The sequence below is a fragment of the Collimonas sp. OK307 genome (assembly GCF_900113705.1).
Taxonomy (GTDB): Bacteria; Pseudomonadota; Gammaproteobacteria; order Burkholderiales; family Burkholderiaceae_D; genus Collimonas.
This window is the reverse complement of the sequence record NZ_FOQI01000018.1, coordinates 44,309-64,852: the sequence shown is the minus strand read 5'-3', so window position 1 is coordinate 64,852 and position 20,544 is coordinate 44,309. Positions and strand designations below refer to the sequence as shown.

The following is a 20,544-nucleotide window of genomic DNA, read 5'->3' as shown; positions in this document are numbered from 1 at the left end:
CTGCTGACAGATAGCAAGCTTTGCTATGAATGGCGCGTATCTATCCACGACATAACGTCGTATTGGAACCAGTCACCACCTCACAGATGCAGCGAGATATCCGTCGCCAAAATGCGCGTATCGACGTTTTCGACTTTATTGTCTTGTTTTCGACTTTAATGACCTGTTTTCGACTTTAATTGTAAGGAAAAAAGATGAAAGCGAACAATAAAGTCAGTCAGGAGCTCATTTCGTAAGTATCTGATTTTTATGGAAAAGAAAAATCAAGAGATTGACGGCAAAGTCTGTCGGAACAACCTCGATTTTTAATTTTTCAGTCAGAGCGGACAACATAGTCTGTCGAGCCCTTTGTGGACGCGGCTTTACCAGGGTAAGCCGGCAGGGTGACAGGACAAGTATCAGACTATCAAATGCCCATTTTTCTTAGCAATGCCGAGTTCTGCAACGATTCCAGAATTGAACTCGATGTAATCAGTTTCAATCCCATCGCTGAAAATCACGCGGTTCTCCGGCATCAGCGATGTCATACACGGCTGAGAATGCTGGGTGATCTTGCCGGACATCAGCGACGCTGCGGATGTCTTGCAGGGAAAAGGCTCGCGCACCATGAAGTATAGAAAATCCGCATCCCATGGAGACTGTGTATTTTTAGCGTGTTCTGGCTGCTGTCTATTCGCAATCGCGCTGGCGCCGGCCAGCAAGCTTTTCAGCAAGCCGGTTGAGCCTAAAAGGGGCAGCACCAGCTAGAACGTAGCTCCAACTTCAAATTTCGCGGTCGCCGCCCGCGCTCAGTTCGGCCCAGTCAAGCTCCCTGATCAAGATGCGGTAAGCGTCGTCGCCTATAATATCGGTGCGGCGCAGCTCGGTCGTCTCCTGGCGCGCAAGCATAATAGCGCCGCGCCTCAGCGGGCCGCCCGGAACGTCATCAACCGGTGCATCTAACGTGTTCCCAGTGTTAAGATCGAGCAATGCGGCGTATTCCTTGCTCAGCAGTTTTGCAGGAAGAGAATCGTTGTCCTTCAGGGAATCAAGCACGGCTTGGTAAGCACGCGCCCGGCCAAAACGGACTTCGCGCGTTACGGGATTGTCATCGGTGAGGCCAAGTCGTCGAATCAGTAGCTTGATGGTAAGACCCTGCAGCACCAAGGTGCCAAGCACAACTGCAAATGCGCACATCAGGATCAGATCGCGGTACGGGAAAGGCATGCCGTTCGGCAATGTCTCCGGAATCGCAAAGGCTGCGGCGAGTGTGACGATGCCGCGCATGCCAGCCCACGATACGACGACGCCGCTTCCAAAAGTTGGCTTGACACTTTCGTTGGTACTGGCGCGGTCGTATAACCGTCTTTTGAGAGCGGTGTAAGTTATGACCCAAGCAAACCGCGCCGAAATCGTGACGATCAGAACAACCCCGGCTGTCAACAGCACATCTATACGCGCGCCGCCTCCCTCCAGCCGCTCCCAGATGGGCCGTAGCTGCAAGCCGATCAGCACAAAGGCAAAAGCGTTCAAGACGAAGACGACCGTCTCCCATATCGCAAAGACTGGGATTCGCATGCGTGCCGGGAGATTCGGCCCGATGTGTCGTGCCATCGTCATCGCAAAGGCAACCAGGGTCAGGATGCCGGAGAGGCCAATAGCTTCCGCCGCGATCCAGACGCCGAAGGTGCATGCAAACTGCAAAATCACAGAGATCGGCACGTCCCGCACGAAACTGATTAAAGGGCGGATGGCAAAAGCGCAGGCGATGCCTGTGGCAAGACTGCCAAAGACGGTCAACAGGAACACGGGCGCAAAACTGCTTACCCCGAAAGTTCCTGTTATCGCACTCATGATCGCAAGGCGATACACGAGAAGAGCGCTCGCATCATTGAGCAGGCTTTCGCCTTCGAGGATCTTCAGAAGCCGGTGCGGCAGCTTGACCTGACGCATCACCGCCGTTGCCGCTGCCGCGTCTGGCGGCGCAACGATGGCGCCGAGGGCAATAGCGATCGGCCACGGCATCCCGGGTATGAGCCATTTGGCCGCAATTGCAACCGCAATCACTGTGGTTCCGACTGCCGCAATGACCAGGCCGGCGACGGGCCGCCAGTTCGCACGAAGGTCACGCAGTGAAGTGTCATAGGCAGCATCAAGAAGCACCGGCGCGACGAACAGCGTCAGGGCAAGATGCGGGTCCAGCGTCCAGTTCGGACTACCAGGAATGAATGCCAGCAAAACGCCTCCGAGCGCCAAAAAAGTCGGATAGGGAGCGCCTAATTTTTGTGCCAGGACCGCGAGCAGTGCCGCACCCAGCAACAAAGCGATGATCCATTCAAAAATTTCCATGGCTGCAGTCCTCCTTGACCGGTTTGCTTTACTGGTGAGGCCCTCTCCATCCTGCCCACGACACTCTAACAGCGGGCGAGGCAAGTGAAAAAAATGCCGCGATAGGGGACAACTACACCCCCGGAAAGCTCGGCCGTCCGCGATCCGCATCGATGCCCTCCGGGCTGTGGGGCGCACAGCGATGCCACGGCGTCAGCGTCTCGGCGGCGCCTCAATATCTGAGAAAGCCAGTACGCTATCAGGAAGCCGGGCACCTTCAATGTGAATCGCCATCGCAGCGGAGTTCAGTTCGGCCAGTTCTAACGGTGAAAACCGGACTGCAATGGCGCCGATGTTGTCGAGCAAATGTTGCACTTGCGTCGTACCCGGGATTGGTACGATCCACGGCTTCTGAGCCATCAGCCAAGCCAACGCGACCTGGGCCAGGGTCGAACTCTTTCGGTCGGCCCAACTCTTCAAGAGTTTCACGAGTGCCAAATTTTTCGGCAGGTTCTCAGGCGAAAACCTTGTTTCAATCTTGCGAATGTCGCCCTCGGCAAACCGCGTCTTGACGTCGATAGCACCCGCGAGGAAACCTACCCCCAAGGGACTCCAGGGCACGAAACCTATACCGAGCTCATCGCAAAGAGATAGCACCCATTTCTCCGGACCTCGCCACAGCAGAGAGTATTCATTCTGAATGGCGGTGAGGCGCTGCTCGGCATGCGCGCGGCGCAGCGTCTTGGGGCCCATCTCACAGAGGCCCCAGTGCAGGACCTTGCCCTGAGCCATGAGATCTTTGACCGCGCCGGCAACATCCTCGATCGGGACGTCTGGGTCGACGCGGTGCTGGTAAAGCAGGTCGATTCGATCGGTGCGCAAGCGCTTCAACATTCCATCCACCGCCAACTTGATATGTTCCGGACGGCTGTTCAACCCCGGGCGGCGCTCACCGGTCTTAAGATCGATGTCCCACCCGAATTTTGAGGTAATCACGACCTTGTCGCGGATTGGCCCCACGCCTTCGCCGAGGATGCGCTCCACCTCATGCGGCCCATAGGCTTCGGCTGCATCGAAGAACGTAACGCCGTTGTCGAACGCTGTTCGAATGATCCTGATCATCTCGGTCCGGCTCGGTACCGTAGTCTGGTAGGTGCGGCTCATGTTCTGTACGCCGAGCCCAAGACTGGATACTTCGAGCGATCCGAGCTTGCGCCGCTCCGCCCCAAGTACCGAAACTGGGGTTGCCAGACCCTGCGTCTGCGCTGACTCCGGCGTAGCGGACATACCGAGCAACGGTGTGGCAGCCAAGCCTCCAACCAAGCCGAGGAAGCTTCGGCGTCCCAACTCTGCATTCATTACTGGGGCCATGACTGGCTCCTCCTGTTTGTGTTCTGTTCTGTATGCTTTAAACATCGAGCCTTCGCTCGCTCATCCACTTGACGATTGCCGGATCGCGATGCGAGAAGAAGCTACTTTCCGCTTTGTCCAGCATCGCAATCCGCGCCATGTCGGCGTCATCCAGCGCGAAATCAAAAACATCGAGGTTCTCTTCCATTCGCTCTTTCCGGACGGATTTGGCAAGGGATACGACGCCGCGCTGAACGAGCCAACGAAGGACGATCTGACCAACTGATTTGCCATACTTTTCGCCCACGGCGACCAGCTCCTCGTTCTGAAACAAGTTGTTGCGCCCCTCGGCGAACGGTGCCCAGGCTTCTGCCTGCACGCCGTTATTGCGCATGAAGCTCACGCTCTCTTTCTGCTGATGGAAGGGGTTGATCTCGATCTGATTGACGGCAGGGACCACGTCATTAAAGGCGATGATGTCCATCAGGCGATCAGGCTGGAAATTGCTGACCCCAATGGCGCGCAGCTTGCCGGCCTTGTAGGCTTCTTCCATCGCGCGCCATGAGCCATGAACGTCGCCATACGGCTGATGGATGAGGTAAAGGTCCAGAAAGTCAAGCTGCAGCCGGCGAAGCGACTTGTCAATGGCCATTAAGGTGCGCTCGTATCCAGTGTCCTGCACCCAAAGCTTGGATGTAACAAACAGCTTATCGCGCGGTACGCCGGAATTTTTCAGCCCCTTACCTACGGCCTCTTCGTTCATATAAGAGGTTGCAGTATCGATCAACCGATAGCCGGCCCCGATGGCATCGACGACACAGCGCTCGCATTCTGCGTGATCGGGGATCTGGAAGACGCCGTAGCCGACGATCGGCATCTGAAGACCATTGTTCAAGGTGACGTTTTGCATGTTAGCTCCTTTCAAAGTTATCTCGGTGAAGGTGGTTCTGCCATCGGCCAGACAGTGACGCGAGCCACGGTTTTCCGGTCATGGTCGGCAGACTTGTTCCATGCTGCTCTAATGCAGCGGGATGGCGAGAATCACTCGATGTCCTTTTCCGGCGTGGTCGCGCCTGCAAGGTATTCCGCATCGGTGACCTTTTCCATCCAGTTGACGTTTTTTCCATCAAGCGCCTCCTGGACTGCGATATGAGTCATCGCAGTCGTGGGCGTGGCACCGTGCCAGTGCTTATGACCGGGAGGGCACCAGATTACGTCGCCGGCTCTGATTTCAACGATCGGTTCATCTTCACACTGAGTCCATCCGCACCCTGCCGTGACGATCAGCGTCTGTCCAAGAGGATGCGTGTGCCACGCAGAGCGGGCACCAGGTTCGAACGTGACGCTCGCGCATGATACGCGTGAGGGCGCGGGGGCGACGTTGAGCATGTCGACGCGGACGTTCCCGGTGAAGTATTCCTCGGGGCCTTTGGCCGACGGCTGTGAGCCTGGACGTTTGAGCTGCATAAGAAGTCTCCTTTGAGATTGATTGCGGGTTCCAGTTTTTCGGGTGTGACGCGTAACGCCGACATATTTGCCGGTCACTTCGGAGCAAGTTCTCCATACCAATAAGATGCCGTCACACCGCCGTCCATAAGGAAGTCGCTGCCCGTGATGAACCCGCCATCCGCCCCCATTAGCAGTGCGCCGACAACCCCGACCTCGTCCGGGGTGCCGCCGCGTTTGGCGGGCGACAGATCGATCATGCGACGGTAGCCTTCACCGCGCGGACCGCTCAGCTCGTCCCTTGCAAGGGGCGTGAAGATGATCCCCGGGCTGATCGCGTTGATGCGCGCGCCGCGTTTACCCCATCGAACAGCTTCGGCCATGACCCGCAGAGAATTTCCGCGTTTCGAGAGCTGGTAGGCATGCAGCGAGTCCTTGACCTGGTCAGGCTGCAGCATCGGCAGAGCCAGCAAGTCTTCCACCGGGCTAGTTGCGAGAGCGGCGTTCTCCTCATTGCTCAGGCCGGGCAAACGGTGCCCGGATTGCGAGGCGATCACGACGCCAGCGCCACCGTCCGCTATAACATTGCCGAATTCTTCCAGCACAAGGGCGGTGCCGTACAGGTCGACCTTAAGGATCGTAGCCGGTGAGGCCTGCGACGGCGAGACGCCAGCGGCATGGATCAAGCCGGTCACGCTTCCGAGTGCTGTAGCGGTCTGAGCAAGGCCATGGACCGATGCGCGTGACGACACATCCACGACGGCCGTCGTCACCTCGAAGCCGGCGTCGGTAAGAGTCTTTGCGGCAGCGTCCGCGTTCTCCTTACTTAGGTCTGCGAGCAGCACATGCTTGCCGGCACTGACGCGGCGTGCGATAGCCTGTCCGATCGATCCGGCTCCGATAACAACAATGACATTCGCCATGATAAGTTTCCTTCTTGCTGTTGGGTAAAGTCTTTCCGTGCGACGTATTTAATTTCCGACGAGCTTTTGCCGGTCCGCCGAATAGCGCTCGCCCTGAAGCTTGATGCTGGAAACTGCCGCCTCAATTTCGATCAGGTCGTCGGGTGACAGCACGACCGCCGCTGCGCCAGCGTTTTCTTCAAGACGATGCAGCTTAGTCGTGCCGGGAATCGGAACGATCCACGGTTTCTGCGCAAGCAGCCACGCGAGCGCGAGCTGGGCAGGCGTGACCTGCTTGCGGGCAGCGATGCCTGCCAGCACGTCCACGAGCGCCCGGTTCGCCTGACGCGCCTCCGGTGCAAAGCGCGGTACGGTGTTGCGGAAGTCTTTTTCGCCGAACGATGTCTCGGCATCAATAGCGCCGGTCAGGAATCCCTTGCCCAGAGGGCTGAACGGCACGAAGCCGATACCGAGTTCTTCAAGGACAGGAAGGATCTCCTTTTCGGGCTCACGCCACCACAACGAATATTCGCTCTGCAGAGCGGTGACGGGCTGGACCGCGTGAGCACGACGAATGCTCTCAACGCCAGCTTCCGACATGCCGAAATGCTTCACCTTGCCTTCGCGGATCAGCTCTTTGACTGTGCCGGCCACATCTTCGATCGGGACGGCCGGATCGACGCGGTGCTGGTAGAACAGATCGATGCGGTCTGTACGCAAGCGCTTCAGCGCCTCTTCGGCAACCTGCCGAATGCGTTTCGGCCGGCTGTCGAGCCCTTTGGTCGTGTCTCCGTCCCGAAAGCCGAACTTGGTTGCGATCACGACCTGATCACGCATCGGTTCAAGTGCTTCGCCAACCACGCTCTCGTTGATGAACGGGCCATAGGCTTCTGCTGTGTCGAAGAAGGTGATGCCGCGCTCGACGCCAGCACGAATCAGCTTGATGGCATCAGCTGTGTCGGTTGCAGGTCCATAACCATAGCTCAGGCCCATACAGCCGAGCCCGAGGGCGGAGACTGTTAAACCACTTCTGCCAAGTTGTCGTTGTTGCATTTTTCACTCCTTTGATGACGCGATGAAGTTGTTTGTCACTGACTTACACCGATGCTGCTGCGGACGTGCAGCGTTGGATCGAGAGCTAGTTTGACGATCAGATCCGACAGACTGTTCAACGATATGTCATGTCCGTGAAATGGTTCGCCCTTCTGCGTGATTTGGTAGCTCACCTTCGGGTTATTTGTAAACCACCCAGGACGCAGGATCGTATAGTCGAGGCTTGAAGCCTCGATGATGGCGGCCGAGTCACGGTATGGGTCCAGTACGCTGCGGTATTTTTCGCCTGGCACTTCGCCGTAGATGCCCATTGAACTAATGAAGATCAGCCGTTTCAGGCTCGCTTCCTTCATCGCAGCCACGATCTTCTGAGCCTGCTCAGCCATTTCACCGGCCAGGCTGGCGAAGACCACATCCTGACCTTTCATCGCGTCGATCAAGGCTGCGCGGTCGAGGACATTACCCTCGACGATGGTTGCTCGCTTTGGATCTGGATTCTTTAACCGGCTCGTATGGCGCAGATACAACGTCAGATCTACATCTGTGTTTTCAAGAAAGCACGCGGTCGCGTGGCGAGCGACCTGACCGTTTGCACCGAGGATAAGAACGCGGGTCATTTCTGCCTCCTATCGGTCAGCAATTGAGGTGAGTCCTTCCGATAACGGAGCGCCTTTTACATCGATGGCTGCGAATGCCTCGTCGATGTGCCGCAAGTCTTCGGGGGTGAGAGTCAGATCGGATGCGGGTAGGTTGTCATCGAGATGCGCAAGCTTTGTTGCGCCTGGGATCGGCACGACCCATGGCTTTTGAGCAAGCAGCCAAGCGAGCGCGATCTGTGCGGGCGACGCGTCCTTGCTGGCAGCCATCGTCCGGAGAAAATCAACCACAGCAAAATTTGCCTTAAGCGCCTCCGGCGTGAAACGCGGGAAGGTAGCACGCAAATCCGTCGCGTCGTCGAATTTGGTATCCGGGGTGATCTGGCCGGTCAGAAAGCCCTGGCCGAGCGGCCCCCAAGAGACGAAGCCGATGCCGAGCTCTTCGCAGAGCGTTAGCAGTTCAATTTCGGGTTCGCGCATCCAAAGTGAGTAGTGGTTCTGAATCGCCGCAACGGCCTGAACCGCGTGCGCACGCCGTACGGTCTTAGCGCTTGCTTCAGAAAGGCCAAAATGTTTGACCTTGCCCTCGGCGATCAGTTGCTTGACCGCACCGGCCACGTCCTCAATTGGCACGGCCGGATCAACTCGATGCTGGTACAGCAGGTCAATACGGTCGGTGCGCAGTCGCTTCAGTGAAGCTTCAACGACTTCACGAATGTGTTCAGGGCGACTGTCGAGACCGACCATCGCGCCATTCTCGTCAAGCTTGAACCCGAACTTGGTCGCTATGACGATCTGATCACGGATTGGCTGGATTGCCTCCCCGACGAGGAGTTCGTTGGTAAATGGGCCATATCCTTCGGCCGTGTCAAAAAATGTCACACCGCGCTCAAAAGCTCCGCGGATCATGGTGATGCCTTCCGCCTTATCGGAGGCGGGGCCGAGGCCGAAGCTCAGGCCCATGCAGCCAAGGCCAAGTTCAGAAACGGTCAGGCCGTTGTGGCCCAGTTGACGTGTTTTCATGATGTTTTTCCTGTCTTGCGTTGATTTCATCTAGGTTAGGCCAGTTGACATTCAATGACTAGACTGCTAAAACGACATTCAATTATTAGGAGATCTAATCAATGGCGGTTTTCGACGACCTTGCAGCCTTTGCGGCCGTGGTGCGAGCGAGGAGCTTTACCCGCGCAGCCGCTCAGATCGGTGTCACACAGTCCGCTCTCAGCCAAACAGTCCGATCACTGGAGCACAGGCTTGATCTAAAGCTGCTCAACCGCACGACGCGAAGCGTTGCACCTACGGAGGCGGGCGAGCAGTTGTTCCGAATTGTCGAACCCCGGCTGGCCGAGATCGAAGCGGAACTAGCAGTCCTCGGCAACATGCGAGGCAAGCCAGTTGGCACTGTTCGCATCACTGCGACCGAACACGCGGTACGGTCAATCGTTTGGCCGAGACTTTTGCCGTGGTTGCCAAACTATCCCGAAATCAAGATTGAGATCAGCAGTGACAACCGATTTGTCGATATCGTGGCGGAGCGCTTCGACATTGGCATCCGCCTTGGCGGCGACGTTGCCAAAAACATGATTGCGTTGCGCATTGCGCCGGACATGCGCATGGTTGTCGTGGGAAGCCCTGCTTATTTCAAACGCAATTCGCCGCCGCAGACGCCGCAGGAACTGAGCGAGCACGACTGTATCGGTTTGCGTCTACCGACATACGGTGGTTTGCTGGCCTGGGAATTCAAGCATGGCGAGCGAATCACTACCGCCAATGTCGAGGGTCGCCTCATGTTTAATCGGAGCGACTTAATGGCCGATGCCGCAGTGGCCGGGAATGGGCTGGCCTGGCTGCCGGAAGATATGGTCCGTGAGCATATCGCAGCAGGGCGGCTCGTGACGACTCTCGATGAGTGGGAGATCACCTTTCCCGGATATCACCTCTACTATGCAAGTCGTCGCTCCTCATCAGCGCTGTCACTTGTTGTCGATGCCTTGCGACTTCCAAAGTCGCGCTGATCCAAACTTAAGATGACAGGTCACGCAGGGCATTTGATTTTTGGTATTTGTGTGGAATAAAGCAGCTGCTGTTTTTCCCCGGCAGTTAAAACGTGCACTGCCTTGACATCCATGATGGCGGTAAATTTATCCGATCGATCCAAAAGTAGACCGTCGACGATGCTTCCATCGATAAGCTTTGCTGTCGTGATCAGAGATTTTCCTGCTCTCAATTCGCATATTTGTGTCTTCATGCGGCTGGTATGTTAATTTGCATCGAAAATTGACACCAGATTGGAGTGAACCCCTCGGGCTGGACCAAGGCTATGGGAGGAAGTGATACGCTTGTCGAGCCCTCTCAGGAGGAGCGACACCATGTCAGCAAGAGGACATTATCGGCGGCATAGCCCGCAATTTAAAATCCAGCTTTGCACGGATATTCGCACTGGAAAACTTGGGCGCCGTGAGGCGCTCAAGACCTCTAACCTGTCAGCCAACCTCGTGCAGATGTGGCTGACGCAGTTTGATCGCGGTGAACTGGATAAAGAGGATGCCGCCGCTTCGACAGTTGCAGAGTACGAAGCACAGATTGCGGCCTTGGAGCGCAAAGTCGGCCTGCTCATCATGGAGCTTGATCTCCTTAAAAAAACACCTTGGCTACGACTCGTCAGCGACAGCGAGAACTCATCGATCATCAGCGGCCCGAAGCCTGCTCCATTCGACGGGGATGCCAAATGATCAATTTGCCGCGTAGCACTTACTACTATCGATCAGGCGAGACAAAGAAACAGATCGACGACCTTGCTCTGATTGCGTTGATTGACGACATTCATGACGTATTTCCTGATTATACGCAGCATGTTGCCAAAGTGATGCGGCCCCGCTTTTGTGAATCAATCGATAGTGAAATAGGGGAATTCAATCTCAGTTAATGGTGTTCAGGTGATTGAAGATCCGCGCTACTGTCCTAGCTCCCAGGACGCGCCATCACCTCGCACTGTCGCAGTCATCACCGGCCAACCCGCTGCCCAACTATCGGCTTCCACGGCAGGGACAACTCCGAAGTCACTCCGTTATTCAATATGCGCATAACAGCTAGTGAGATATTGGTATTGTATGTTTCCGGGGCTATGCCAGAATGAAATCCGGTGACTTGCATTTTAATCAGCCACCATCGGAGCCAGCAGCGATCCGCACCCGCGCATGCAGCCCGTCACGCTTCATCCGTAGAGCGCCCCTGTAGCAGCCTGTCTGCCGCAGCCCGAAGAAATCAGGAGACAATAGCAATGGCAATAACCACGTCAAGCACCGATGCTCCGGTGCTGCCCGCCCCACGCCGCTGGTACAAACAGCTCTGGATACAGGTGCTGATCGCCATGGCGCTCGGTATCTCAATCGGTCACTTCTACCCGAACGCGGGTACCAGCCTGCAACCGCTGGGCGACGGTTTCATCAAGCTGATCCGCATGCTGATCGCTCCCATCATTTTCTGCACCGTGATTCTCGGCATCGCCAAGATGGACGATATGTCGCGTGTCGGCCGGGTCGCCATCAAGGGCCTGATCTATTTCGAAGTGATGACCACGCTGGCCCTGATTGTGGCGCTGGTAGTAGTCAACCTGTGGCAGCCGGGTGCCGGTATGAACATCAACGCCTCCCAGCTGGACGCCAGCAGCATCAAGGGCTATGTCGGGCAGCCGCATGACCATGGCATGATTCCCTTTCTGATGAATATCATCCCCTCTACCTTGGTTGGCTCGCTGGCGGAGGGCCAGATTTTGCAGGTGTTACTGGTTTCTGTGATCCTGGGCAGCGCGCTGATCAAGCTGGGCGACTACGGTAAGCCAATGATCGAGGTGCTGGAAGTGGCCTCGAAGATGTTGTTCGGCGCGGTGGGCATCGTGATGTGGGCGGCGCCGTTGGGAGCATTCGGCGCGATCGCCTTCACCGTCGGCAAATACGGCGCCGGCGCGCTGCTGTCGCTGGGTAATTTGCTAGCCTGTTTCTATGTCACCTGCCTGATTTTCATCTTTGGAGTGCTGGGGCCGGTGTCGCGCTTGTGCGGTTTCAGCCTTTTCAAGCTGATGCGTTATCTGCGCGAGGAAATCCTGGTCTGCCTGGCGACCACTTCATCCGAAGTCGTGCTGCCGCGTACACTGATCAAGCTGGAAAACCTGGGATGTAAACCCAGCGTCGTGGGCCTGATCATCCCGACTGGCTACTCGTTCAACCTTGACGGTACCTGCCTGTATCTCGCTACCGTCACCGTGTTCCTGGCGCAGGCCACCAATACGCCGCTGGACCTGTACCAGCAATTGGTACTGCTGGCCGTGTTGTTGCTGACTTCGAAGGGAGCAGCCGGTGTCGCCGGCGCCGCTTTCGTGGTGCTGGCTGCGACGCTGTCGACGGTGGGTGGCATCCCGGTTGCCAGCGTGGCGCTGATCCTCGGCGTGCACCGCCTTCTGTCCGAAGGACTGACGCCGACCAACCTGATCGGCAACGCAGTGGCGACCATCGCCATTTCGAAATGGGAAGGCGCGCTCGATACGGAAAAAATGCATCGCGTGCTGAATCGAGAATCCGCCTAACCCTTAGTCAGACATTCCCCAGTATGACCAATCAGGCTGGACCGGCCAGGATAGCGCTCGGCCAGAAAATTTAATAAAAATCAAAGGAGACTGAATATGTACTATGTTGAACAACGCACTGTCGGCCGGCTGGTCGTGGGTATGCTGCTGGCCGGATGCGGCAGCGGTATCGCGGCCGATGCTGCTGCAGAAGATCAGGTGCAGGTCTACGGTCTGATCGGCACCTATGTCGGCAGCATGAAACGCAGCGACAACGTGGCTCGCACTGTGCAGCTCGGCTCTGGCGGGCTGAACACATCCTACTGGGGCTTCCGCGGCGGCGAAGATCTGGGCAACGGGCTGAGCGCCATCTTCCAGTTGGAGTCTTTTTTCCAGCCCGATACCGGCGGCGCCGGCCGCAACGCCAGCGATCCGACTGGATTCTCGCGCAGCGGCTGGGTCGGCCTGAAGGGCGCTTTTGGTCAACTGACGCTCGGACGAATGATGTCGCCGTTTTACGCTTCGATGCAGATCGTCAATCCATTTCAAGCGTCGGTGGTGTTTTCGCCGCTTGTGGTGCAGTCCTATGTGGCGTCGTTCAACAACACCATCATCGGCGACACGGTATGGAACAACGCAATCCAGTACGTCACGCCGCAGATGGGTGATCTGAGCGTAACGGCCATCTATGCACCGGGCGAGGTGGCGGGCGACAGTGCTGTCAGCAACTACGGATTGCACCTGCGCTACCAGCACGGGCCGTTGGCTGCGGTGCTGTCTGCGCAACGCTTCCGTAGCGGCGCGGTGGCGCCGTCGACCGGACAGTACGCTTATCTGACCGGCTTCAGCTACGACTTCGGTCCCGTGAAGCTGTACGGCTCGGCCCAGGCCACCGACAGCGCGGTGACTGCGATCAGGTCGCACACCTACCAAACTGGCGTCTCGGTCCCGGTCACGACAACCGGCTCCTTGCAGTTTTCCTGGGCTCGCACTAACGTCGATAATCCCAAGGCTGTTACCGGGACTCGCAATACGGCCGGACTTGGCTACGATTACTTTCTGTCGCGCCGTACCGACATCTACGTCAATTATCTGTACGATCACGTCGCCGGCCACGAGGTCGGCAATAGCTACGCACTTGGCATCCGGCATCTGTTCTGAGGCTGCGGCCGTTCAGGACAGATAGTCGTCGATGTTCTTCTGGCGAGCCTGATACAGCGGCAGGATTTCACTTTCCAGCATCTGCACTGCCAGCGTAGCCAGCTTCGACATCGGATGCTGGTTGCTGGTGGCGATCGCCAGCCTGCTGTGAATCACCGGATCCTCGATGCGCGTGATGCGGAACTGGCGCTGCATCGGGTCGGCGATGATGGCATTTAGCGGCAGCACCGCGTGGCCATAAGCCTCATGCACCAAGTCCAGCACGGACGGCACGGCATCGACTTCCAGCGTAATGTTGAGCTTGATGTTGCGCTCGGCCGCCTGGCTTTCCACTAGTGTGCGGATGGCGTGCGGCCGGCCCGGAATGATGAGCGGGTATCGCACCAGATCCTTGACCCGTATCGACGATGGCGTCGGCGCGTCCAATTTGCTGATCAAAAATAGTTCTTCAGTGAACAGTGGGCGCTTGTCCACTAGCGGCGTATCAGCGGTGTCATACAGGATCGCTGCATCGATGCGACCCATCATCAGCCATTCGGCCAGATTGGTCGACAAGCCTTCCGAAACCGTGATACGGGCCTGGGGAAACTGCTCCTGGAAGCTACGCACCAGAGCCAGCGTGGCAAAGCGCGAGACGCTGGGCGCCAGCCCGATCTTGAATTGCCCATCCAGCGTCCCCTGCAAATTATTCAGCGCGTGCTTGGCGCTGTCCACTTGATGCAAGATGCCCTTGCTGTATTCCAGCAGCACCTTGCCGGCTTCGGTGAGCGCCACGCCGCGGCCGTTGCGCCACAACAAATTCTGCCGTAGATCCACTTCCAGTTGCCGCACCAGGCGGCTCAGGGCCGGCTGATTGCGCCCAAGGATAGCCGACGCCCGGGTAAAGCTATTTAGTTCGGCAACGTGTACAAATGCTTCCAGCTGATCGAGATTCATAGCGAGCCCGTTATGTGAAAACCGCATATTAGGTAGTCTGGTATTGCCATTGTATAGCTCCGTAGCAGTGGGCACAATTGATCTAACGATGGCCCGCAGCACCCGCAGCGGGCGCCGATGGACTTACACATCAAAGGAAGCCGTTCCATGAAATCCTGTTTGCCTCCGGACCCTGATCCCGTAAAACCCAAGCACATTCTGCCACTCGGCGCCTGCGACGCACACTGCCACGTGTTCGGCCCGGCTGCGGTATTTCCGTACGCCGCCGACCGCACCTATACGCCGTCCGATGCACCGGTGGCCATGCTGCGCGAACTGCATGCGCACTTAGGCGTATCGCGCGCCGTCATCGTGCACGCCAGCTGCCACGGCACCGACAACACAGTCACGCTGGATGCCATCGCCTCCAGCAACGGCGCCTATCGCGGCGTGGCCAACGTCGAAGCGAGTATCAGCGACAGCGCATTGGCTGATCTGCATGCCGGCGGCATTCGCGGCATCCGCTACAATTTCGTCAAGCATCTGGGCGGCGTGCCGGACCTCGCCGTCATCGACACCATGGTACGTCGCATCGCGCCGTTAGGCTGGCACGTCGTGCTGCACCTTGATGCGGAAAATTTGCTTGACCACCAAGATCTGCTTCGCAAGATCGACGTACCCTTCATTATCGACCACATGGGGCGCGTGAAAGCGGAGCAGGGCCTGGAACAAAAGTCGTTTCAGCTGCTACTGCAACTGATGCGCGACAATCCGCTGGCCTGGGTTAAGATCTGCGGCGCCGAGCGTGTGTCGGCCGGCAGGAGGCCGTTCGCAGATGCGATTCCGTTTGCGCAAGCACTGATCGCCACCGCGCCGGAGCGCCTGTTGTGGGGTACCGACTGGCCACATCCGAACATTTCCAAGGACATGCCGAACGACGGTGAATTGGTCGACCTGTTTTACGCCTACACGGAAGATGCCGCGATCCAGCAGCAGATCCTGGTCGATAATCCGGCACGCTTGTACGGCTTCGAGTAGTTGGAGGCAAGGCATCGCCGCACGGCGATGCCTTGAGATACCATTTTCAATCAGGGCTGAACTGCGCCAGCAGCCGGTCTGCATAGTCCTGCCACGGCGCCTTGGGAGAGATGTCCGCAAACAAGCCTTGCGCGGCCAGGGTAGCCATCCAATCTTGTTTGTCGGCGATGGCAGACGCCATCAGCGGTGCCACGCCGGCCTCGCGCACGGTGCGTGCCGCTTCGCGCATTTCCTCGGCGCGCCGCTTGCCATGCTGGACTACGCGGCTGAAAAAATAGGCACCCTGTGCAGACCAGTCGATCTGCGGAAAAGTTTCGGCCAGCGTCGGTAGCACCAACTGCTCGACGCCATAGTGGCGTGCCGTGGCATAGCTTTCGACCACCAAAGCTTCCAGACCCTTGATCATGATGCTGCGACACATCTTGACCGCCGATGCCACGCCGATCCGCTGCGCCACCGGCTGTACGTTCATGCCCCAGCCGCGCAAGGTCTGCGCCAGTGCTTCGGCCTGCGCGCCGCCCAGCAGCATCGGTACCGCGATGCCATATGGGGGCACGGACGTCATGACGCCGGCCTCCACATAGTGTGCACCCGCCGCCTCGATGACGGCGGCGGCCTGCTGCTTGGTGCCGGGCGAGGCCGAGTTCAAATCCAGAAACACGCTGCCAGGTCTTATGTACAGCGCTGCCTGCTGCGCCACCTCTAGCGTACTGGAGGCGGTGACGGCGGAAATGATCAGCGTGGCCTGGTCGCACAGGGCAACGATACCGTCGCCCAGCGTCACACCGGCGTGGCCGGCTGCCGCCCGCAATACGTCGGCGTCGGCACTGGCCGGATCTGTCAGCTTGCGATCCCAGGCCGTTAGCGCCCCGACACCAGACACCGACTGCAAACCTGCGGCAAAGATACGGCCGACTTCACCATAGCCCAGTATGCCGATATGGATAGTTTCCATGGTTGTCTCCTGATCTCAGTCGATGTAGCGCAGGCCAGCCTTGGCCAACGTCTCGCGCATGTTGTAGATGTCCAGTCCAAGCAGGCCGGCGGCCAGTTTGGTGCGCTTGGCGTGCTCGTTCGCTTCGCGCTCAGTGGCGGCAGCGGCCACTTGCGGGGCGAGCGCGGCCGGCACTACCACCACGCCGTCGTCGTCAGCCAGGACCACGTCGCCCGGATTGACCAGGGCTCCGGCGCATACCACAGGCACATTGACCGAGCCGACGGTGGCCTTGATGGTGCCCTTGGCGCTGATGGTCTTGGAAAACACAGGGAACTGCATCGCCGTCAGGTCCCGTACGTCGCGCACACCGGCGTCGATCACCAGGCCATGAGCGCCGCGTGCCTGGAACGAGGTCGCGAGCAGGTCGCCGAAATAGCCGTCGCTGCATTCGGCCGTAATGGCGGCCACCACCACGTCGCCGGGCTGGATTTGCTCCGCGACAACGTGCATCATCCAGTTGTCACCGGGATGCAGTAGCACGGTGACTGCGGTGCCGCACAGCCGGGCGCCGGCATACACCGGCCGCATAGTTGGTTGCATCAGGCCGAGGCGTCCCAGCGCCTCGTGCACGGTGGCCACGCCGAACTGGCTCAGGGCATCTACTGCGGCGCGGTCGGCGCGCACGATATGGCGTTTTACTACGCCCAGATTGTTGTCGATCATGTTATCTCCTTATTTGCCTTTGGCGGTTAGTGCGGCATCGAGGCGCGGGAACACGTGCCGCGCATTGCCTTCGTAGATCTGGTAGCGTTGTTCGGCGCTAAGCTGGGTGGATGCTTCGATGTAGCGTTTGGTGTCGTCATAAAAATTACCGGTCTCTGGATCTATGCCGCGTACTGCGCCTATCATTTCGGAGGCGAACAGGATATTTTCGACTGGGATCACCTTGGTCAACAGGTCGATACCCGGTTGATGGTAGACGCAGGTATCGAAGAAGATGTTTTTCAGCAGGTGCTCCTGCAACAGCGGCTTTTTCATCTCCTGCGCCAAGCCACGGAAACGGCCCCAGTGATACGGCACGGCGCCGCCGCCATGCGGGATCAAGAATTTTAGCGTCGGGAAATCGGTGAACAGCTCGCTGGTCAGGCACTGCATGAAGGCGGTGGTGTCGGCGTTCAGGTAATGCGCGCCAGTGGTGTGGAAACACGCGTTGCAGCTGGTGCTGACGTGTATCATCGCCGGGATGTCCAGCTCTACCATTTTTTCGTAGATCGGATACCAGTGGCGGTCCGACAGCGGCGGCGAATTCCACATTCCGCCCGACGGATCGGGATTCAGGTTGATGCCGACGAAGCCGTATTCGCGGACGCATGTTTCCAGCTCCGGAATGCAGCTGGCCGGATCGACGCCTGGCGATTGCGGCAGCATGGCGGCGCCGATGAAATGGTCGGGAAACAGCTGCGCCACGCGGTGGCATAGTTCGTTGCAGATGGCGGCCCAGGTGGCGCTGGCATTGAAGTCGCCGATGTGGTGCGCCATGAAGCTGGCGCGCGGCGAGAAGATTGTCAGGTCGGAGCCGCGCTCCTTCATCAGGCGCAACTGGTTGGTTTCGATTGACTCGCGTAGTTCGTCGTCGCTGATCTTCAGCGAGGCTACCTTGGGGCCGAGTTCGGGGGTGTTGAGATTAGCGATCTGTTGTTTGCGCCACTCTTCCAGCGCCTTGGGCGCGGTGGTGTAGTGGCCGTGGCAATCGATGATCATGGGGTCTCGCATTTTATTGTCCTTTCCAGGCGGTTTCGGGGATCATGACTTCGCCGCGCATGATGAGGCGGGCGGTGCGCAGCAGTGCGGCGCGAGTGACTTGCTGCGGGTTTTCGGGATCGAGTCCCAACTCGACGCTGAATTCCCCGCTCGGATGTTCTACCGACACGGCCTTTTGAAGTCCGGCCGACAGTGCGGCCATCCCTTGGGTAACCGCGCCTTCCAGCACGCAGGCGGTGGCGACTGTCACCGCAGCCAGTACGCCGATCGAGTCGTGGCACACGTGCGGAATAAAGCAACGGGTAGCAATGCTGCCGCCGTCGCGCGGCGCCGCCACCAGGCACATCTTCGGATAATTTTTTTTTGTCACGTCGCCCAACCCCATCATCGGGCCGACCGCCAGACGGAGCACCTCGAGGCGGGTTTTCAGGTCGGCGTCGACGTTCAGTTCGGCCACCGTTTCGTAACCGGTGCGTCCAAGATCGGCGGCGCGCACCAGCACCATCGGCATACCGTTGTCGATTAGCGTGGTGTCGATGGTGAAGGGCGCGATGCCGGCGCCTTCTACCTGTACCCGGTCCAGCACGCGCCCGGTGGGCAGCAGGGCGGGGCAGACCGAGCCTGCCGTGTCGAGGAAGTTGATGGTGATCGGTGCCGCCGTGCCCGGCACCCCGTCTATCCTGGCGCCCCCGCCGTATTGCAAGCGGCCGCCAGGCGTCGGCACGGTGATGTCGCACTGCATGCCGGTGTTCAACGTCAGCACGCGTGCAGTGGTGGTGTCGCCCTGTGGAGCGATCAGGCCTCGTTCCAGCGCAAACGGCACCACCGCAGCCAGCATATTGCCGCAGTTGGGCGTGGTGTCGACAGTGTCGCTGTCTGGCTGCAACTGGGCGAACAAGAAGTCCAGCGCTACGCCAGGCGTACTGCTGGTACGCACGATGCCGGCCTTGCTGGTGAGCGGATGGGCGCCGCCCAGGCCGTCAATCTGGCGGCGGTCCGGCGAACCCATCGCCGCCAGCAATACCCGGTCGCGCGCGGTCTGGTCGGCTGGCAGGTCCGATTCGAGGAAAATTGGGCCGCGCGAGGTGCCGCCGCGCATCAGCAAGCACGGCACAGGGCGCAGGTCGGAATTGATTTCAGTGAACATGGCAAGCTCATTCAGGTTGTGAACGTGCCATAAGTATCGCCACCGGCGCCGCTGCGTGGGTTGCTTTCTGTCGCTAAGACTGTTCTAATTTACTTATTAATGATATTAAACGGCAGCGCCGGAAAGGTGCGTTCTCATATGTCCGGCATCAGTCTTCACCACCTGCACGCCTTTATCTCCGTGGCCGCCACCGGCGGCGTCCGGCGCTCCGCCGAGGTCCTGTATCGGGCCTCCTCCGCAGTGGCGCGCTCGGTGACGTCACTGGAACAGCAACTGGACGTGGCATTGTTCGAGCGTAAGGGCCGCGGCATGCTGCCGACCGCGGCCGGCGCCACCGTGTTGGTGCGCGCCCGGCGCATCGAGGTGGAATTGCAGCAGTTGCGCGACGAGGCCTTGCGCTCCGGGAGTCGTGTAGGGCAGGTCGGTGCGCTGGATCTGTTGTTTAGCGAGCGCCGGCTGCAGGCGGCGGCACTGCTGGCCGACCTGCATCACATGCCCAGCGTGGCGCGTGCTACCGGCGTATCGCAGCCAGCGCTGAGCCAGGCCATCGCACGACTGGAGGATACGCTCGGCCAGCCGCTGTTCCAACGCAGCGCGCGTGGCATGATGCCGACCGAGACTTGCCTGCGCTGGGCAGTGCGCTTCGAACGTGTGTTGGCGGAACTGCGGCATATCGAAGCCGATGTTGCCGCCCTCAACGGCGTGCTGCAGGGCAGCGTAACGGTGGGCGCGCTACCGTTGGCGCGGACGCTGCTGTTGCCGAAGGCCATCGGCACGGTGCTGGCAAGCCATCCGAAACTGCAGGTGCATTCGTTGGAAAGTCCTTACGAAGAACTGTGTGCCGGGCTGCTTAGCGGTCGTATCGATTTCATCCTTGGCGCCTTGCGGCCGGCTGCCGGCAGCAACTTGACTGTGCAACCCCTGTTCGAGGACCAGACGGTGCTGATCGCCGGCGCCACACATCCGCTGGCCGGCAGAACTACGCTGACGCTGGCCGACCTGGCGCCGTATCCATGGGTGCTGTCGCGCGCCGGAACGCCCCTGCGCGACGCGCTGGAACGGTTTTTCCATGGCAGGGGACACACTCCGCCGGCGCCTGCCGTGGAGACTGGCGACTTGGCGCTGTTGCGCGGTCTGCTGATTGATGGCCGAATGCTGACGGTACTATCGGCCCATCAGCTGCATTACGAGATTGCGGCAGGCTTGCTGGTGGTGCTGCCGCTGGCGATGCCGGGCATGGAGCGGCAGATCGGCATCACTGTGCGAGAAGGAGCGCATCTTGCACCAGGCGCCCGGCTGTTGCTGGACGAAATACGCCGCCTGTGCCGAGCGCAGGAAGTGGCATAGCCATTTGTTCAGCAACCCGATTG

Annotated in this window: 21 protein-coding genes; 6 read left to right on the top strand and 15 right to left on the bottom strand. The window is 58.8% G+C overall.

Annotation, left to right across the window (positions count from 1 at the left end; all coding sequences use genetic code 11):
- Positions 1 to 398: 398 nt before the first annotated feature.
- The 9 genes from BM205_RS20205 to BM205_RS20165 all read right to left on the bottom strand — a co-directional run bounded on the left by BM205_RS20205 (position 399) and on the right by BM205_RS20165 (position 8,677).
- On the bottom strand, positions 399 to 713 hold the full coding sequence (locus BM205_RS20205; RefSeq protein ID WP_139227341.1) for a hypothetical protein: 315 nt from the start codon (positions 711 to 713) through the stop codon (positions 399 to 401).
- A gap of 49 nt (positions 714 to 762) precedes the next feature.
- A complete protein-coding gene (locus BM205_RS20200) occupies positions 763 to 2,328 on the bottom strand; it encodes a cation:proton antiporter (RefSeq protein ID WP_092416662.1) in 1,566 nt (521 codons plus the stop codon).
- Between the two features lie 192 nt (positions 2,329 to 2,520).
- Positions 2,521 to 3,678 carry an aldo/keto reductase gene (locus tag BM205_RS20195; RefSeq protein ID WP_254783972.1) on the bottom strand — a complete coding sequence of 386 codons (1,158 nt, stop codon included), beginning with the start codon at positions 3,676 to 3,678 and terminating at the stop codon, positions 2,521 to 2,523.
- Between the two features lie 37 nt (positions 3,679 to 3,715).
- Entirely contained in the window at positions 3,716 to 4,567 is an 852-nt protein-coding gene (locus BM205_RS20190) for an aldo/keto reductase (protein ID WP_092416661.1), read from the bottom strand.
- A 131-nt stretch (positions 4,568 to 4,698) separates the two neighbouring features.
- Positions 4,699 to 5,124: a (R)-mandelonitrile lyase gene (locus BM205_RS20185; RefSeq protein ID WP_092416660.1), complete on the bottom strand. Its 426-nt coding sequence runs from the start codon at positions 5,122 to 5,124 to the stop codon at positions 4,699 to 4,701.
- Between the two features lie 74 nt (positions 5,125 to 5,198).
- Positions 5,199 to 6,026 carry an SDR family oxidoreductase gene (locus BM205_RS20180; protein WP_092416659.1) on the bottom strand — a complete coding sequence of 276 codons (828 nt, stop codon included), beginning with the start codon at positions 6,024 to 6,026 and terminating at the stop codon, positions 5,199 to 5,201.
- Between the two features lie 48 nt (positions 6,027 to 6,074).
- On the bottom strand, positions 6,075 to 7,058 hold the full coding sequence (locus tag BM205_RS20175; RefSeq protein WP_092416658.1) for an aldo/keto reductase: 984 nt from the start codon (positions 7,056 to 7,058) through the stop codon (positions 6,075 to 6,077).
- 35 nt (positions 7,059 to 7,093) lie between these two features.
- On the bottom strand, positions 7,094 to 7,675 hold the full coding sequence (locus BM205_RS20170) for an NAD(P)H-binding protein (RefSeq protein ID WP_092416657.1): 582 nt from the start codon (positions 7,673 to 7,675) through the stop codon (positions 7,094 to 7,096).
- 9 nt (positions 7,676 to 7,684) lie between these two features.
- Positions 7,685 to 8,677 (bottom strand): aldo/keto reductase, encoded by a 993-nt coding sequence (locus BM205_RS20165; protein ID WP_092416656.1) that lies wholly within the window; start codon positions 8,675 to 8,677, stop codon positions 7,685 to 7,687.
- 101 nt (positions 8,678 to 8,778) lie between these two features.
- Here BM205_RS20165 and BM205_RS20160 point away from each other — a divergent pair, with 101 nt between their 5' ends.
- The gene (locus BM205_RS20160) at positions 8,779 to 9,669 is read left to right on the top strand and encodes a LysR family transcriptional regulator (protein WP_092416655.1); all 891 of its coding nucleotides are present in this window, start codon (positions 8,779 to 8,781) and stop codon (positions 9,667 to 9,669) included.
- Positions 9,670 to 9,689: 20 nt separating this feature from the next.
- On the opposite strand, the gene BM205_RS20155 is transcribed toward BM205_RS20160, so the two are convergent.
- The gene (locus BM205_RS20155) at positions 9,690 to 9,902 is read right to left on the bottom strand and encodes a hypothetical protein (protein WP_092416654.1); all 213 of its coding nucleotides are present in this window, start codon (positions 9,900 to 9,902) and stop codon (positions 9,690 to 9,692) included.
- A 121-nt stretch (positions 9,903 to 10,023) separates the two neighbouring features.
- Here BM205_RS20155 and BM205_RS20150 point away from each other — a divergent pair, with 121 nt between their 5' ends.
- The 3 genes from BM205_RS20150 to BM205_RS20135 all read left to right on the top strand — a co-directional run bounded on the left by BM205_RS20150 (position 10,024) and on the right by BM205_RS20135 (position 13,376).
- On the top strand, positions 10,024 to 10,386 hold the full coding sequence (locus BM205_RS20150; RefSeq protein ID WP_092416653.1) for a transposase: 363 nt from the start codon (positions 10,024 to 10,026) through the stop codon (positions 10,384 to 10,386).
- A gap of 548 nt (positions 10,387 to 10,934) precedes the next feature.
- Positions 10,935 to 12,236, top strand: a complete 1,302-nt coding sequence (dctA, locus tag BM205_RS20140; RefSeq protein ID WP_092416651.1) for a C4-dicarboxylate transporter DctA — start codon at positions 10,935 to 10,937, stop codon at positions 12,234 to 12,236.
- Between the two features lie 96 nt (positions 12,237 to 12,332).
- Positions 12,333 to 13,376, top strand: coding sequence for a porin (locus BM205_RS20135; protein WP_092416650.1), 1,044 nt, complete (start codon positions 12,333 to 12,335; stop codon positions 13,374 to 13,376).
- A 12-nt stretch (positions 13,377 to 13,388) separates the two neighbouring features.
- On the opposite strand, the gene BM205_RS20130 is transcribed toward BM205_RS20135, so the two are convergent.
- Complete coding sequence (locus BM205_RS20130; RefSeq protein WP_092416649.1) at positions 13,389 to 14,312, bottom strand: LysR substrate-binding domain-containing protein; 924 nt, start codon at positions 14,310 to 14,312, stop codon at positions 13,389 to 13,391.
- A 147-nt stretch (positions 14,313 to 14,459) separates the two neighbouring features.
- On the opposite strand from BM205_RS20130, the gene BM205_RS20125 reads away from it, so the two are divergent.
- On the top strand, positions 14,460 to 15,329 hold the full coding sequence (locus tag BM205_RS20125; RefSeq protein ID WP_092416648.1) for an amidohydrolase family protein: 870 nt from the start codon (positions 14,460 to 14,462) through the stop codon (positions 15,327 to 15,329).
- Positions 15,330 to 15,375: 46 nt separating this feature from the next.
- On the opposite strand, the gene BM205_RS20120 is transcribed toward BM205_RS20125, so the two are convergent.
- The 4 genes from BM205_RS20120 to BM205_RS20105 are packed head-to-tail and all read right to left on the bottom strand — an operon-like array spanning position 15,376 to position 19,174.
- Positions 15,376 to 16,284, bottom strand: a complete 909-nt coding sequence (locus BM205_RS20120; protein ID WP_092416647.1) for an NAD(P)-dependent oxidoreductase — start codon at positions 16,282 to 16,284, stop codon at positions 15,376 to 15,378.
- 15 nt (positions 16,285 to 16,299) lie between these two features.
- Complete coding sequence (gene ligK, locus BM205_RS20115) at positions 16,300 to 16,989, bottom strand: 4-carboxy-4-hydroxy-2-oxoadipate aldolase/oxaloacetate decarboxylase (RefSeq protein ID WP_092416646.1); 690 nt, start codon at positions 16,987 to 16,989, stop codon at positions 16,300 to 16,302.
- A 9-nt stretch (positions 16,990 to 16,998) separates the two neighbouring features.
- Positions 16,999 to 18,027: an amidohydrolase family protein gene (locus BM205_RS20110; protein ID WP_092416645.1), complete on the bottom strand. Its 1,029-nt coding sequence runs from the start codon at positions 18,025 to 18,027 to the stop codon at positions 16,999 to 17,001.
- A gap of 13 nt (positions 18,028 to 18,040) precedes the next feature.
- Positions 18,041 to 19,174, bottom strand: coding sequence for a 4-oxalomesaconate tautomerase (locus tag BM205_RS20105; RefSeq protein ID WP_092416644.1), 1,134 nt, complete (start codon positions 19,172 to 19,174; stop codon positions 18,041 to 18,043).
- Positions 19,175 to 19,312: 138 nt separating this feature from the next.
- Here BM205_RS20105 and BM205_RS20100 point away from each other — a divergent pair, with 138 nt between their 5' ends.
- Positions 19,313 to 20,521: a LysR family transcriptional regulator gene (locus tag BM205_RS20100; protein ID WP_092416643.1), complete on the top strand. Its 1,209-nt coding sequence runs from the start codon at positions 19,313 to 19,315 to the stop codon at positions 20,519 to 20,521.
- Positions 20,522 to 20,544 lie beyond the last annotated feature (23 nt).